The organism is Arsenicicoccus bolidensis DSM 15745 (genome assembly GCF_000426385.1).
Classification (GTDB): domain Bacteria; phylum Actinomycetota; class Actinomycetes; order Actinomycetales; family Dermatophilaceae; genus Arsenicicoccus; species Arsenicicoccus bolidensis.
Map to the genome: position 1 here is coordinate 32,278 of NZ_AUFG01000019.1, position 13,981 is coordinate 46,258.

General features: G+C 72.3%; 9 protein-coding genes. 4 read left to right on the plus strand and 5 right to left on the minus strand.

Going from position 1 to position 13,981, the window contains the following annotated elements:
- Entirely contained in the window at window positions 1-1,281 is a 1,281-nt protein-coding gene (locus K313_RS0111465; protein WP_029211740.1) for a glycosyltransferase, read from the minus strand.
- Between the two features lie 182 nt (window positions 1,282-1,463).
- On the opposite strand from K313_RS0111465, the gene K313_RS0111470 reads away from it, so the two are divergent.
- Together K313_RS0111470 and K313_RS0111475 are read left to right on the plus strand one after the other, a co-directional pair.
- Window positions 1,464-2,732 (plus strand): aspartate kinase, encoded by a 1,269-nt coding sequence (locus K313_RS0111470; protein WP_029211741.1) that lies wholly within the window; start codon window positions 1,464-1,466, stop codon window positions 2,730-2,732.
- Window positions 2,733-2,786: 54 nt separating this feature from the next.
- Window positions 2,787-3,854, plus strand: coding sequence for an aspartate-semialdehyde dehydrogenase (locus K313_RS0111475; RefSeq protein WP_029211742.1), 1,068 nt, complete (start codon window positions 2,787-2,789; stop codon window positions 3,852-3,854).
- 109 nt (window positions 3,855-3,963) lie between these two features.
- Here the strand turns inward: K313_RS0111475 and K313_RS0111480 are convergent, their stop codons facing one another.
- Together K313_RS0111480 and K313_RS0111485 are read right to left on the minus strand one after the other, a co-directional pair.
- Window positions 3,964-4,944 carry an LLM class flavin-dependent oxidoreductase gene (locus K313_RS0111480; RefSeq protein ID WP_029211743.1) on the minus strand — a complete coding sequence of 327 codons (981 nt, stop codon included), beginning with the start codon at window positions 4,942-4,944 and terminating at the stop codon, window positions 3,964-3,966.
- Window positions 4,945-5,072: 128 nt separating this feature from the next.
- Complete coding sequence (locus K313_RS0111485) at window positions 5,073-6,203, minus strand: citrate/2-methylcitrate synthase (protein ID WP_034252969.1); 1,131 nt, start codon at window positions 6,201-6,203, stop codon at window positions 5,073-5,075.
- Between the two features lie 95 nt (window positions 6,204-6,298).
- Between K313_RS0111485 and K313_RS0111490 the strand changes: the two genes are divergently transcribed.
- Entirely contained in the window at window positions 6,299-7,507 is a 1,209-nt protein-coding gene (locus tag K313_RS0111490) for a citrate/2-methylcitrate synthase (protein WP_029211745.1), read from the plus strand.
- Window positions 7,508-7,783: 276 nt separating this feature from the next.
- Entirely contained in the window at window positions 7,784-9,751 is a 1,968-nt protein-coding gene (locus K313_RS0111495; RefSeq protein ID WP_084412765.1) for a PTS mannitol transporter subunit IICBA, read from the plus strand.
- A 163-nt stretch (window positions 9,752-9,914) separates the two neighbouring features.
- Here the strand turns inward: K313_RS0111495 and K313_RS0111500 are convergent, their stop codons facing one another.
- Window positions 9,915-10,451: a P-loop nucleotide/nucleoside kinase family protein gene (locus K313_RS0111500; RefSeq protein WP_029211747.1), complete on the minus strand. Its 537-nt coding sequence runs from the start codon at window positions 10,449-10,451 to the stop codon at window positions 9,915-9,917.
- Window positions 10,452-10,453: 2 nt separating this feature from the next.
- Window positions 10,454-13,966, minus strand: coding sequence for a TM0106 family RecB-like putative nuclease (locus K313_RS0111505; RefSeq protein ID WP_029211748.1), 3,513 nt, complete (start codon window positions 13,964-13,966; stop codon window positions 10,454-10,456).
- Window positions 13,967-13,981 lie beyond the last annotated feature (15 nt).

Here is a 13,981-nt window from a genome sequence, read left to right on the forward strand (position 1 = left end):
TCAGCGGTCGAAGATCCGCGTCAGGTGATCCACCGCTGACGCCACGCCGTCCTCGGCGCGCACCTGCTCGCCGAGCCTGGCGGCCGCGACGCCGCACCCGGGTGACAGAGCGGCTCGTATGCCGTCCGCTAGCCGCTCCGCGGTGAGCTCTCGTCGCGCGATGGCCGCCGGCCCGCAGCCGAGCGCGTCGACGCGCCGCCCCCAGTAGGCCTGGTCGCCCATGTGCGGCACCACGACCTGCGGAACCCCGGCGCGAAAGGCCGCCCCGGTCGTGCCCGCCCCGCCGTGCCCGACCACGGCCGCCATACGGGGAAAGAGCCAGTCGTGGGGTGCGCCCTCGACGGTGAGCGCGTCGTCGCCGGTCACGTGCAGGTCGGCGTTGCCGCGCAGGACCACGGCACGCACGCCCGCGGCCCGGACGGCCTCGGAGAGCAGCCGCGAGCTGGCCTCGGGGTCGGCCGCGCTCATCGACCCGAAGCCGACGTAGACCGGCGGCGGACCCGCCTCGAGGAAGTCGACGATCGTCGGGTCGGCGACGCGGCCGGGGACGTGGCCGCCGCCGTCGTCGAGGCCGGCGCCGCCCCGGAGCGTCCAGAAGCCCGTGACCTGCACGGGCATCGGCCAGTCGGGCGCCGGCGGCACGACGTGGGGACTCACCGCCATGAGCGTCGGCGTGGAGCGGATGTCGTGGAGGAGCTGACGCGGGCCGGGGCGCCGCAGGCCCAGGCGCCGGCGCAGCTCGGCCGCCACCGGCGCGATGACCGGTTGGACGGCCGTGGACGTGAGGGCGCCGACGGCCCGGTTGAGGATCGTGCGGCGGCCGGGGAGGGCGGCATACACGTAGGACGAGCCGAGCGAGGTCTGCAGGACCGGCGCGAACAGCGCGATGGCGTGACCGATCCCGGTGGCGCGGGCCAGCGCCCACCCGGCCTCGAAGGTCAGCGTGCTCGACAGCAGCACGTCGTGGTCGGGCGCCGCGCGCAGCAGGGTGGTGGAGACGACGTCGGCGGCCAGGGTGCTGACCTCGTGCATGAGCCGCAGCTCGGCGACGGTGCTGCGGGACGTGCCCCCGAGCCACCGGCGGCCGAGGTCGGTCCGGGACAGCTCGGCCACCGACACGCCGAAGTCCGTGTAGCCGAGCCCCGCCTCGCGGATCCACGCCTCGAAGTCCAGGGTCGCGGCCACGGTGACCTCGTGCCCCGCGGCGCGCAGGCCGAGCCCCAGGGCGACGAAGGGCTGGACGTCGCCGCGCGAGCCCCACGCGAGCAGCAGGTAGCGCACCTCCTGAACCTACCCGAGGCGGTCACATCGGCCCGCCTTCGCACGCCAGGCCGATGTGACCGCCTGAGGTAGGTCCATCGGCCTGGGTTCGACCCGACATCTCGGGATGCGGCGCTGACCAGGCGCGGCGGCTGCGCTCGCTAGGCTGGCACCGCCCCATCCCCGTCCCGAGAGGCGACACCGTGAGCCTGGTGGTCATGAAGTTCGGCGGTTCCTCCGTCGCGGACGCCGACAGCGTCAAGCGTGTCGCCCGCCGGATCGTCGAGACCAAGAAGGCCGGCAACGACGTCTGCGTCGTGGTCAGCGCCATGGGTGACAGCACCGACGAGCTCATCGACCTGGCGACCCAGATCAGCCCGCTGCCGCCGCTGCGCGAGATGGACATGCTCCTCACCGCCGGCGAGCGCATCTCGATGGCCGTGATGGCGATGGCGATCGCCAACCTCGGCTACACCGCCCAGTCGTTCACGGGCAGCCAGGCCGGCATCATCACCGACGAGCAGCACGGCAAGGCCCGCATCCTCGACGTAACGCCGGGGCGGATCCGCGGGGCCATGGACAACGGCCACATCGCGATCGTCGCCGGCTTCCAGGGCGTCTCGCAGGAGACCAAGAACATCACCACCCTCGGCCGCGGCGGCTCGGACACCACGGCGGTGGCCCTGGCGGCGGCCCTCGAGGCGGACGTCTGCGAGATCTACACCGACGTCGACGGCGTCTTCACCGCCGACCCCCGCATCGTCCCGACGGCGCGCAAGCTCGACCGCGTGTCCAGCGAGGAGATGCTCGAGCTGGCCGCCAACGGCGCCAAGATCCTCATGCTGCGCTGCGTCGAGTACGCCCGCCGCTACAACCTCCCGATCCACGTGCGGTCGTCCTTCTCCCACAAGGAGGGCACCCTCGTCATGGACCACCCCGAAGGAGCAGACGTGGAAGCATCCCTGATCTCCGGAGTCGCGCACGACCGCAGCGAGGCCAAGATCACGATCGTCGGCGTGCCCGACAACCCGGGCAAGGCCGCCGAGGTCTTCGAGGCGCTGTCGCAGGCGGGCGTCAACATCGACATGATCGTGCAGAACGTCTCGGCCGTGGAGACCGGCCTGACCGACATCTCCTTCACCCTGCCCAAGACGGACGGCCCGCAGGCGGCCCAGTTCCTCGGCCGGGTGCAGGACCGCGTCGGGTTCCGGTCGCTGCAGTATGACGACCAGATCGGCAAGCTCTCGCTCGTCGGCGCGGGCATGAAGTCCAACCCCGGGGTGTCGGCGACCTTCTTCCGGGCGCTGGCCCAGTCGGGCATCAACATCGAGATGATCTCCACCTCGGAGATCCGCATCTCGGTCGTCACCCGCGACGACCAGCTTGACGACGCGGTGCGCGCCGTCCACACGGCGTTCGGGCTGGACAGCGCGTCCGGCGAGGCCGTCGTCTACGGCGGCACCGGACGCTGACGCCTGGCGGGCCTTCCGCCATACCGAGCTCGCTTGCTGCACTAGGAGACTGACATGAGCACTGGAGTCAACCTCGGCGTCGTCGGCGCCACCGGCCAGGTCGGCACCGTCGTCCTGCGGATCCTCGAGGAGCGCGACTTCCCGGTCGCCTCGCTGCGGCTGTTCGCCTCGGCGCGCTCCGCGGGCAAGACCCTGACCTATCGCGGGCAGGAGATCACGATCGAGGACGCCTCGACAGCCGACCCGAGCGGCCTGGACATCGCGATCTTCTCCGCGGGGGCCACGACCTCCAAGGCCCAGGCGCCGCGCTTCGCCGAGGCCGGGGTCGTCGTGGTCGACAACTCCTCCGGCTGGCGCAAGGACCCCGAGGTCCCGCTGGTCGTCTCCGAGGTCAACCCGGACGCGATCAAGGACCGCCCCAAGGGCATCATCGCCAACCCCAACTGCACGACCATGGCCGCGATGCCGGTGCTCAAGCCCCTCGCGAACGAGGCCGGCCTGCAGCGGCTCGTGGTCTCCAGCTATCAGGCCGTGTCGGGCTCCGGCCTCGCCGGCGTCGAGGAGCTGGCCGGCCAGGTGCGCCGCGGCACCGACGCGGGCGAGGGCGCCATCGAGGGCCTGACCCACGACGGGTCGGCCGTCGACCTGGGCGAGCCCGCCAAGTACGTCGCCCCCATCGCCTACAACGTCCTGCCGATGGCCGGCTCGATCGTCGACGACGGCTCGCTGGAGACCGACGAGGAGCAGAAGCTCCGCAACGAGTCGCGCAAGATCCTCGCCCTGCCCGAGCTGCGCGTCTCCGGCACGTGCGTGCGCGTGCCGGTCTTCAGCGGGCACTCGCTGTCGATCAACGCGGAGTTCTCCCGCCCCCTCTCGGTCGAGCGGGCCACCGAGCTGTTGGCGTCCGCGCCGGGCGTCGAGCTGCGCGACGTGCCGACACCCCTCGAGGCGGCGGGCGCCGACCCGTCATACGTCGGGCGCATCCGTCAGGACCAGTCGGTCGACGGCGGCAGGGGGTTGGTGCTCTTCATCAGCAACGACAACCTGCGCAAGGGCGCGGCGCTCAACGCCGTCCAGATCGCCGAGCTCGTGGCCGACGAGCTGGGGCTGCGCACCGCCTGACCCGCGCGGCGCGTCCGGCGCCCGCACACGCACCCGCACACAAAAGGTCGTGAGTGTTTCCTCCAAGATCCTTGGAGGAAACACTCACGATCTTTTGTGGTGGGGAGGGTCAGGGGACGGTGGCGATGATCTCCAGCGCCCGCTTGCGGTCCTCGAGGCCCTGCGTGGCGTTGGTGACCATGAGCTCGTCCGCCTGGGCGTGCTCACGGAACTGCGCCAGGTAGCGCGCCACCTCGGCCCCGTCACCGACCGCCGTGTAGCGCATCATGTGCTGCACCTGCTGCCCGAAGGCCGTGCCCATCGCCTCGTCCACCTGCTCCTCGGTGAGCTCGGTGCCGCGGCGGCCGGCCATGGTCCGCAGCCGCTGGCGGCGCACCAGGCGGGCCTGCTCCTCGGCCGCGGCCGTGTCGTCGGCCGCGATGACGTTGAGCGCGGCGATGACATAGGGCTCGGCGAGCTGCTCGGAGGGCTGGAAGCGCTCGCGATAGACCTGCACGGCCTGCTCGAGCGCGTCGGGCGCGAAGTGGCTGGCGAACGAGTAGGGCAGGCCGAGCGCCGCCGCGAGCTGGGCGCCGAACAGCGACGACCCGAGGATGTAGAGCGGGACCTGCGTGCCCCAGCCGGGGTAGGCGTGGATGCCCGGGATCAGGCTGTCCTGCGACAGGTAGCCCTGCAGCTCCTGGACGTCCTGCGGGAACTGGTCGGAGGCGCGGGGGTCGCGGCGCAGCGCACGCAGCGTCTGCTGGTCGGTGCCGGGGGCGCGGCCGAGCCCCAGGTCGATGCGGCCGGGGTGCAGCTCGGCCAGGGTGCCGAACTGCTCGGCGATGACCAGCGGGGAGTGGTTGGGGAGCATGATGCCGCCGGCGCCGACGCGGATGGTCGAGGTGGCCGACGCGACGTGACCGATCAGCACCGACGTCGCCGCGGACGCGATGGTCCGCATGTTGTGGTGCTCGGCGAACCAGATGCGCTCGAACCGGCCCGTCTCCTCGGCCTTCTGCGCCAGGGCGACGCTCTCGAGGAGCGCGTCGCGCGTGCTCTGGGCGGGGGCGACGAACGCCAGGTCAAGGATCGACAGGGGAGTGGCCATGTGGTGGACAACCGGTCGGGCGCGGCGAGGATTCCCGGCGCCCGTGGACCAGCGAGTCCACCAGCGAGTTCACAGCCCGTATGCCGACCCGCCCGCCGCCACGCGGGGTGACGGCGACGCGCGCCGGCTCAGCGCACGACGGGCGGGCCGACGTAGCGCGCCGACGGGCGGTAGATCTTGGTCGTCGTCGCCTGCTCGAGGACGTGCGCGCTCCACCCGACGACCCGGCTGACGGCGAAGGTCGGCGTGAACATCGAGCGCGGGATCCCGCAGCGCTCCATGACGACGCCGGCGTAGTACTCGACGTTGGCGTAGAGCCGGCGCCCGGGCTTGAGCTCGGCGAGCGTGTCCTCGACGACCTGCTCGACGGCGACCGCGAGGTCGACGAGCGGTCCACCGAGGCGCTGCGCCTCGGCCTTGAGCATCTCGGCCCGCGGGTCGTGCGTGGTGTAGACGGCGTGCCCGAACCCCATGATCCGGTCGCCGGCCGCGACGCGTTCGCGCACCCAGGCGGGTGCCCGGTCGACGGTGCCGATCTGGTCGAGCGCCTCGAGCGCCCGGTCGGGTGCGCCACCGTGCAGCGGTCCGGAGAAGGCCCCGAGCGCCGCGCACAGCGCCGACCCGACGTCGGCGCCCGAGGACGCGACGACCCGGGCCGCGAAGGTCGAGTTGTTGAAGCCGTGGTCGACCGTCGCGACGAGGTAGCGGTTGATGGCGCGCTCCACCTCCGGTGTGGGGCGCTCGCCGGTGACCATCCAGAGCCAGTCGGCCGCGGCCGAGAGCGTGGGGTCGGGGGCGACGGCGGGGAGCCCGGCGCCGCGTCGGTGCAGCGCGGCGAGGATCGTCGGGGTGGCGGCGGCCATGCGCAGTGCCTCGGCCCGGACGGCGGCGGGCGAGGCGCCATACGTGGGGGGTGACCCCGTGGCGAGGTGCGAGAGGACGGTGCGCAGCTGGGCGAGGGGCGCGCCCGTGATGCCGGTCGAGGCCTCGCGCTCGACGAGGTCGAGCGTCGCGTCGTCGAGGACCCGCAGCGGCGCGAGCTCCTCGGCGAAGGCGCTGGCCTCCTCGGGTGCCGGCAGGTCGCCGGTGAGGAGCAGGTGCCAGACCTCCTCGAGGGTGCAGTGCTCGACGAGGTCCAGCGCCGAGTGCTCGCGGTAGTGGTAGAAGCCCTCGGCGCCACGCACGTCGCCGACGGTCGTGTCGGCGACGACGAGGCCCTTGAGCCCGGGTGGGACGGCGATCTCACGGATGTCGGTCATGTTGATACGGTCGGCCTGCTATCAATGTGTTGTCAACGTTGATCGCGTGCACGGTTGATCGTGTCAACGTCGCCTGATCGCCCCTCGGAGGTCGTATGCCGAACCGCCCCGCCCCGGACCGCGAGCTGCTGACCACGGCCCAGGTCGCTCGTCTGCTGGGGGTCAAGACCCAGACCGTCTACGCCTACGTGAGCCGGGGGCAGCTCCGGCCGACGCACCGTGACGGCCGGCGGGCGAGCTACTTCGCGCCGGAGGACGTCGAGGCGCTGCAGGGGCGTTCGGGCACGCTCGGGCGGGGGACCGGGCTCGCGGAGTCGGTGCGCACGACCATCACGCGGCTCGAGGGCGACCGGCTCGCCTATCGGGGGCGCGACGCGTCCACCCTGGCGGAGGCGGCCTCGGTGGAGGAGGTGGCGGGCCTGCTGTGGGGCGGTGACGAGCCCGTCTCGCTGGTCGTGGACGAGGAGGCCCTGGCCGACGTCCGCGACGGGCTGGCGGCCCTGCCCGAGGGTGCTCGCCTCGTCGAGCGGCTGCGCCTGGCCGTGCTGCTGCTGACCGCGCGCGACGCGCGACGCCACGACCTCGACCCGGCGGCCGTGCGGGAGCGGGCCGGGCTCCTGATCGCCACCGCCACCGCCGCGCTCCTCCCCCGCGAGGCGTGGGGGTCGGCATACGAGGGCTCCGACCAGGCGACGCGGTGGACGGCGGTCGTCGGCGGCGACCCCGACGACGAGGCGCTCGTGGACCTCGTGCGGCGGGCGCTCGTGCTCCTCGCCGACCACGACATGGCCGCGTCGACGACGGCGGTGCGGGTGAGCGCCAGCGTGCGCGCCGACCTGGGGTCGTGCCTGCTGGCGGGGCTGAGCGCCATGGACAGCCCGCTGCACGGGTCTGCCGGGGTCCAGGCGCGGCTGCTCCTCGAGGCGGCGGTCGCCGACCCGCCCAGGACGCTGGGGCGGGTGCTGGCGGACCCGTCGGCGGCGGCGGGTTTCGGCCACCGGATCTATCGCGAGAGCGACCCGCGGGCCGAGCACCTCCTGGGCAGGCTGCGGGTCGCGGGGCTGGGGGCGCTGGAGGGGCCGGCGACGCTGCTCGAGGAGGGGCTGTGGGAGCGGCACGGCCTGTTCCCCAACAGCGACTGGGCGCTCGCGGTGCTCGCCCACCGCCACGACCTGCGGGTGGACGCACCGGAGGCGGTGTTTGCGGGGGCCCGCCTGGTGGGGTGGGTGGCCCACGCGCTGGAGGAGTATGCCGAGGAGCCGCTGCGCTTCCGTCTGACAGGGGTCTACCAGGGGCCGCGATGAGAGATCTGATGTGCCCGTTTGAGGGGGGCCGTTTCGGGGGTTGGACCTGCGGATCTGTCCGTTGCGGCGAGGATCGTGCCCGAAATTCTGTGTTCTCTTCACTTTTGCTATTGACTGGACAGAAGCGGGCGCGCTTTACTGGTGCCACGGATCCTCGCCGTTGAGGGTCACCTTGTGAAAGGAACGGCCGTGGCTAGTACCACCGCTACCTCGGGCGGCGCAGAGCGCGTGTCGGCCCGCGTGCACGTCCAGAAGTTCGGGACCTTCCTGTCCAACATGGTCATGCCCAACATCGGCGCGTTCATCGCGTGGGGCCTCATCACCGCACTCTTCATCGAGAAGGGGTGGCTCAACTCCGGCGGAACCGGTGGCCTCGCCGCCAACAGCTGGGTGGCCCAGATCGGTGGTTGGGGTGACTTCAAGGACGGCGGCATCGTCGGTCCGATGATCACGTACCTGCTGCCCCTGCTCATCGGCTACACCGGCGGCAAGAACATCTACGACGTCCGCGGTGGCGTCGTCGGCGCCATCGCCACCATGGGCGTCATCGCCGGCACCGACATCCCGATGTTCATGGGCGCCATGATCATGGGCCCCCTCGGTGGCTGGACGATGAAGAAGATCGACGCCATCTGGGACGGCAAGATCAAGCCCGGCTTCGAGATGCTGGTCAACAACTTCTCGGCCGGCATCTGGGGCATGGTGCTCGCCATCTTCGGGTTCTTCGCCATGGGCCCGGTGGTCAAGGCGTTCAGCAGCGCCGCCGGCAGCGTCGTCGGCTACCTGGTGGACCACGGGCTGCTGCCGCTCACCTCGATCCTGATCGAGCCGGCCAAGATCCTCTTCCTCAACAACGCCATCAACCACGGCATCCTCACGCCGCTCGGCACCAACGAGGCCGTCCAGAAGGGCAAGTCGGTCCTCTTCCTGCTCGAGGCCAACCCCGGCCCCGGCCTCGGCCTGCTGCTCGCGTTCTCGCTCTTCGGCAAGGGGCTGGCCAAGGGCTCTGCTCCCGGCGCCGCGATCATCCACTTCTTCGGCGGCATCCACGAGATCTACTTCCCCTACGTGCTCATGAAGCCGAAGCTGATCGCGGCCGTGATCCTCGGTGGCATGGCCGGCGTGTTCACCAACGTGCTCTTCGGCTCCGGCCTGCGCGCCCCCGCCGCTCCCGGCTCGATCATCGCCGTGCTGCTCCAGACCGCCAGCGACAGCTACATCGGCGTCATCCTGTCCGTCATCGTCGCCGCGGCCGTGACGTTCGCCGTCGCCGCCTTCCTGCTCAAGACGGACCGGGCCGACGACGAGGGTGACCTCGCTGCCGCCACCGCCCAGATGGAGGCCAACAAGGGCAAGAAGTCCTCGGTCGCCTCGTCCCTGACCGGCGGAGCCGCCGGTGCGGGTGTCGGCACCGACGGCCACAGCGGCCCGATCCACAAGATCGTCTTCGCCTGCGACGCCGGCATGGGCTCGTCCGCCATGGGCGCCTCGGTCCTGCGCCGCAAGGTCAAGGCCGCGGGCCACGACGACGTCACCGTCGTCAACAAGTCCATCGCGAGCCTGTCCGACGAGTATGACCTCGTGGTCACCCACCAGGACCTCACCGACCGTGCCCGCCAGCGGACCGGTTCGGCCGTCCACGTCTCCGTGGACAACTTCATGAACAGCCCGCGGTACGACGAGATCGTCGATCTCCTCGGTCGCACCAACGGCTCCCAGACCCCCGCGGCCGTCGCTGCCCCCTCGGCGGCGGCCGTGGGCCCCACGTCCGGCGTCACGCACGACGCCACCGCCGGCGCCCCGCAGGGCGGCGTCCTCGACCGTGACGGCATCGAGCTGTCGGGTCGGGCCCGCACCCGGGACGAGGCCATCGAGGAGGCTGGGCGTCTGCTGGTCGCGCAGGGCGCGGTCGACGACGCCTACGTCGCCTCGATGCACGAGCGCGAGCGCTCCGTCTCGACCTACATGGGCAACCTGCTGGCGATCCCGCACGGCACCAACGAGGCCAAGGCGTCGATCCGCCGCACGGCCCTGTCGTTCGTGCGCTACGCCCACCCGGTCGACTGGAACGGCAGCGAGGTGAGGTTCGCGGTCGGCATCGCCGGTGCCGGGGACGACCACCTCACCCTGCTGGCCTCGCTCGCCCAGGTGTTCCTGGACGAGCAGCAGGTGGCTCGCCTCGAGGCGGCGACGTCGCCCGAGGAGGTGCAGGAGATCCTCTCGACCGTGCAGGCGCAGGCCTGACACAGCCCCTGAGGACACGACCGAGGGACGAGGGAGGCCCGCAGGGGGCGTCGTGGCCAGGCCCGGCCAACAGGCCTGACACAGCCCCTGAGGACTCACCTCCACAGAACCCCACGAGGGGTCGCTGCGACTGATCGCGGCGGCCCCTCGTGGTATGTCTGCGTCAGGCCACCGACGCAGGCCAGCGGTGCCGGCGCCACGCGTCCCAGGTCGCGAAGCCGGCGGGTGGCGCATCGATCGGCTCGCTGCCGTCGAGCTCACCCGGGGTGGGGACCTCCATGGCGGCAGCCCACTGCGTCAGCTCCTCGTCGGACATCGGCCAGGTGGTGCGTGGCTCCTCGGCCTGGCGTCGGTCCAGCCGTCGGCGCTGCTCCTCGCGCGCGAGCTCGACGTAGCGCAGCTCCACCGTCGCCCCACGATCGAAGGCCGCCTGCCGGAGTGCGGACCGCTCGTCCCGGCTCCACAGGCCGAAGTCGATGACGACGTCGACCCCGAGCTCCAGGGCGCGGAGCCCGATCTCGACGAGGCGGCCCTCGATGACGGCCTGGGCCTCCGGTGGGTTGTCGGGCCCGTAGAGGGCGCGCACCCACTCGTCCTTGGTGAGGCGGAGCGCCTGGTGCTCGACCTCGAGGGCGCGGGCCACCGTGGTCTTGCCGGTCCCGGGCAGCCCGACGGTCAGGTACAGGGTGGCCCGCCGCATCGTCACCGGCCGCGGCACAGCCGGATGAACGCGCCCAGCTGCAGCAGCTGCTCGGGGGTCTGCGGCGTGAGCTCGGTGAGTACGCTCGAGCGCACCACCACGGCGAGCCACTGGGCCCGCGAGATGGCGACGTTGAGCCGGTTGCGGTCCAGCAGGAAGTCGGCCCCGCGGGGCAGGTCGGCCAGGGCGGACGCGGTCATCGACATGATCGCCACGGGCGCCTCCTGGCCCTGGAACAGGTCGACCGTGCCGACCCGCACCTCGTCGAGGCCTGCGCGGTCCAGCGCCTCCCGCAGCGCGCCGACCTGTGCGTTGTAGGGCGCGACCACCACGAACCCGTCCTGCCCGAGCGGCTGCTCGTCACCGTCGGGCATAACGCGCCAGGGAGTCCCGAGCAGGCCCCGCACGACCTCGACGACCGCGTCGGCCTCCTCGGGCGAGGAGACGGAGTTGTCGTGGTGCTCGACCGTGACGACGCGCAGCCCGGGCTCGACGCCGCTCAGCGACCGGCCCAGGGTGACGGACTCCTCGGAGCGCAGACGCCCTGCGTAGGCCAGGTGCGAGATGGGCTCGCACACCGCCGGGTGCATCCGCCACGTGCGTTCGAGGAAGTACCCGAGCTCGGCGGGGAGGGTGTCGTGCCCGGCCGAGAGCCACCCGAGGGCGGACTCGTCGACGGGCTCGGGGTGGATGCCCTGGGACACCTGCGGCAGCTGCTGGGGGTCGCCGAGCAGCAGGAGCCGGGAGGTGCAGCGGGCCACGGCGAGGGTGTTGGCCAGGGAGTACTGGCCGGCCTCGTCGATGACCAGGACGTCCAGGTCGCCGTCGTCGACCGCGTTGAGGTTGCAGAAGTCCCACATCGTGCCGCCGACCACGCAGCCCCGGGATGCGGCCCGGTGCTCGTCGAGGAATCCCCGCACGGCGCGCGCGTCCTTGAGCGCCGTCCAGGAGGGGTCCTCGTGCTTGGTCTTGGGCTTGCAGACGTCATCGGCGGGGACGCCGACCTTGACGACTCTGTCGAGGACGTTCTCGACCACCGCGTGCGACTGGGCGACCACGCCCACCCGCCAGCCCAGCCGGACCAGAGCAGCGATGACGTGCGAGGCGACATAGGTCTTGCCGGTCCCTGGAGGTCCCTGCACCGCGAGGTAGGACCCGTCGAGCGCCGTGACGGCGGCCGTGATGGCGCCCACCGCGTCACCGTTCACCACGGGCGGCAGGCGGTCCAGCCCGCTGAGCCGGGGCGGCCGGCGACGCAGGACCTCGATGCCGGGGTGGGGCGGGAGCGCCGCGACCCCACCGGCCGCGTCCACCCGTGACGCCAGCGTCAGCAGCGCGTCCTGGATGGCCTTGACCATGGGGCCTGGTCCGACGGTCAGGGCCGCGGGCAGGTCGTCGTGCTCGTCAGCGCCCTTGGCGAGGCGTTCCTCGATGGTCAGGCGCAGCCGCCCGCCGGGGACCACCTCGGCCTCGGTGACCGCGAGGGTGCTGGTGGCTCCCATCGCTTCGGGGCTCGGCGCCTCGATGCTCACGGGGACGGGTGAGGGGTAGACGAGGAAACCGCCCCCCTCGCCCTTGCCGAAGGACATGCCCGGCTCGTGCCGACCCACCGCCGACAGCACCCGGCGGACGCTGCGCTTGCCGGGCGGCTTGCCCCAGTCCTCGACGACCTCGACGCGGTCCAGCACGACCGCGTCCCGCGAGGCGGGCCAGTCGTCGAGCGAGGACTGCAGCCGGTCGAAGTGCGCCCACCAGAAGGGCTTGCCCTCGCGCCGGTGGTAGTCGACGGCCGCGCCCACCATGGCGACCGCCTGGTCGTCCGCGTCGCGCTCGTCGGCCGGGCCCGCCAGCGCGAGGAGCCGGTCCACCACGACGGCGCCGGGATCGGCAGCCGGGGCGTCGCCCTCGGGCTCTACGTCGACCAGCGCTCCTTTGGGCGAGCGCTCCGTGGCGACGCCCGACTCGGCGAGCCGGTCGAGCAACCAGTCGCGCAGCCGCAGGGTAGAGACGCAGTCGTATTCGTTGTAGTCGGCGATGGACTGCAGCAGCCGGTCGGCCTCCTCGACGTCGCCGCGGGCCCGGGCCTCGGACCACCGGTGGTACTCGACGATGGAGTCGCCGGCCGTCGTGACCTCGCCACCGCGCAGGTCGTCGCCCATGTAGAGGGGCTCGAGCTTCTTGATGGAGTAGGACGGCTGCGAGACGCGCAGGGACCGCTTGACCACGGTGTAGAGGTCGACCAGGACGCCCTCCCGCAGCAGACGGTCGACGGCCTCCTCGCCGACACCGTGACGCCCGGCGAGGCGCAGCAGCGCCGTCCGCTCGTAGGCGGCGTAGTGGTAGATGTGCAGCCCCGGGTGGCGGGCCCGGCGCTCCTCGACGTAGGCGAGGAAGTCGATCAGCGCCTGCCGCTCTTCGCCTCGGTCGTGCGCCCAGAACGGCCGGAAGGTGCCGTCGGTCTCGACGACGCCGAAGAGGTACTCCAGGCCCTGGTCGCCCGCCTCGTCGCCGGCCCACATCGGGTCGCCCTCGAAGTCGAAGAAGATGTCGCCCTCGTCCGGGGCCGGGATCGCCCGGATCGCCTCGGGGGTGTGGACGTCGAACTCGACGGGCCGCGTCGAGCCGTCGGGCGGGCACTGCCGCACCTGCAGCCGTGCCTGCGCCCGCAGCTTGTCGAAGGTCGTCCGTGGCAGGTCCTCCACCGGCTCCTCGCACGCGGCGAGCTGGTCGATGGTGCTGATCCCGGCGGCGAGCAGCTTCTTGCGCTGCACCGCGCGGACACCCGCGACCTGCCAGACGTCGCGGGTGGCTGCCACCTCGGCGGCGCACACGTCGCAGGACCCGCAGGCCGTGATGCCGGGGGCGCCCCAGGCGACGGGCTCGGTGGCGGCCAGCCGGTCGGCGACCAGCGAGACGAGGTGGGCGCGGCGCTCGGCATACACCGCCTCGATCTCGGCCACCGGAAAGGTGGGCCGGGAACGGTCACCCAGCACGAGGGTCACCCGATCCGTCGGGTCGATGCCCCCACGGCGCAGCTGGTCGGCGTAGGCCGCCAGCTGCAGCAGCGCGGTGACCTTGGCGTGGCGCGCCAGCTTGGTGTCGTGCACCTCGTAGGCCGGATGCTCCGGGGTCCAGGAGTCGGCGCGCACGAGGAAGTCCGAGTAGCCGAGGAACTCCCCGTCGTAGAGGCAGCCCTGGTAGACCACGGGCACGCCCTCGCGCATCGCGGCGAAGGTCGCCTCCCGCGCCGCCCACAGCGCGATCGGCGTGGACCGCGGGTGCTCGATCCGGCGCACGCCCTCCGCGCCGTGCACGGCGAGCAGCCGCTCGAGCTCCACCTGCTCGTGCGCGTCACCGAGGGTCGCCAGCTGGTCCAGCATCGCGTCCGGTGCGGCCTCGGTGCGGGGCAGGCGCCCCAGCATCACGTCGAGCTGACGCAGCAACCCGAGCTCGCACGCCGATGCGCGAGACAGGTCCGTGGCGCTGATGACGATGCGTTCGCCGATCTGGTGCATGTCGACCCCCTTGGT

Coding starts and splice junctions, on each gene's coding strand:
- K313_RS0111500 (WP_029211747.1), bottom strand. CDS start 10,451: ATGCGGCGGGCCACCCTGTACCTGACCGTCGGGCTGCCCGGGACCGGC.
- K313_RS0111505 (WP_029211748.1), bottom strand. CDS start 13,966: ATGCACCAGATCGGCGAACGCATCGTCATCAGCGCCACGGACCTGTCT.
- K313_RS0111475 (WP_029211742.1), top strand. CDS start 2,787: ATGAGCACTGGAGTCAACCTCGGCGTCGTCGGCGCCACCGGCCAGGTC.
- K313_RS0111490 (WP_029211745.1), top strand. CDS start 6,299: ATGCCGAACCGCCCCGCCCCGGACCGCGAGCTGCTGACCACGGCCCAG.
- K313_RS0111495 (WP_084412765.1), top strand. CDS start 7,784: ATGGTCATGCCCAACATCGGCGCGTTCATCGCGTGGGGCCTCATCACC.
- K313_RS0111485 (WP_034252969.1), bottom strand. CDS start 6,203: ATGACCGACATCCGTGAGATCGCCGTCCCACCCGGGCTCAAGGGCCTC.
- K313_RS0111480 (WP_029211743.1), bottom strand. CDS start 4,944: ATGGCCACTCCCCTGTCGATCCTTGACCTGGCGTTCGTCGCCCCCGCC.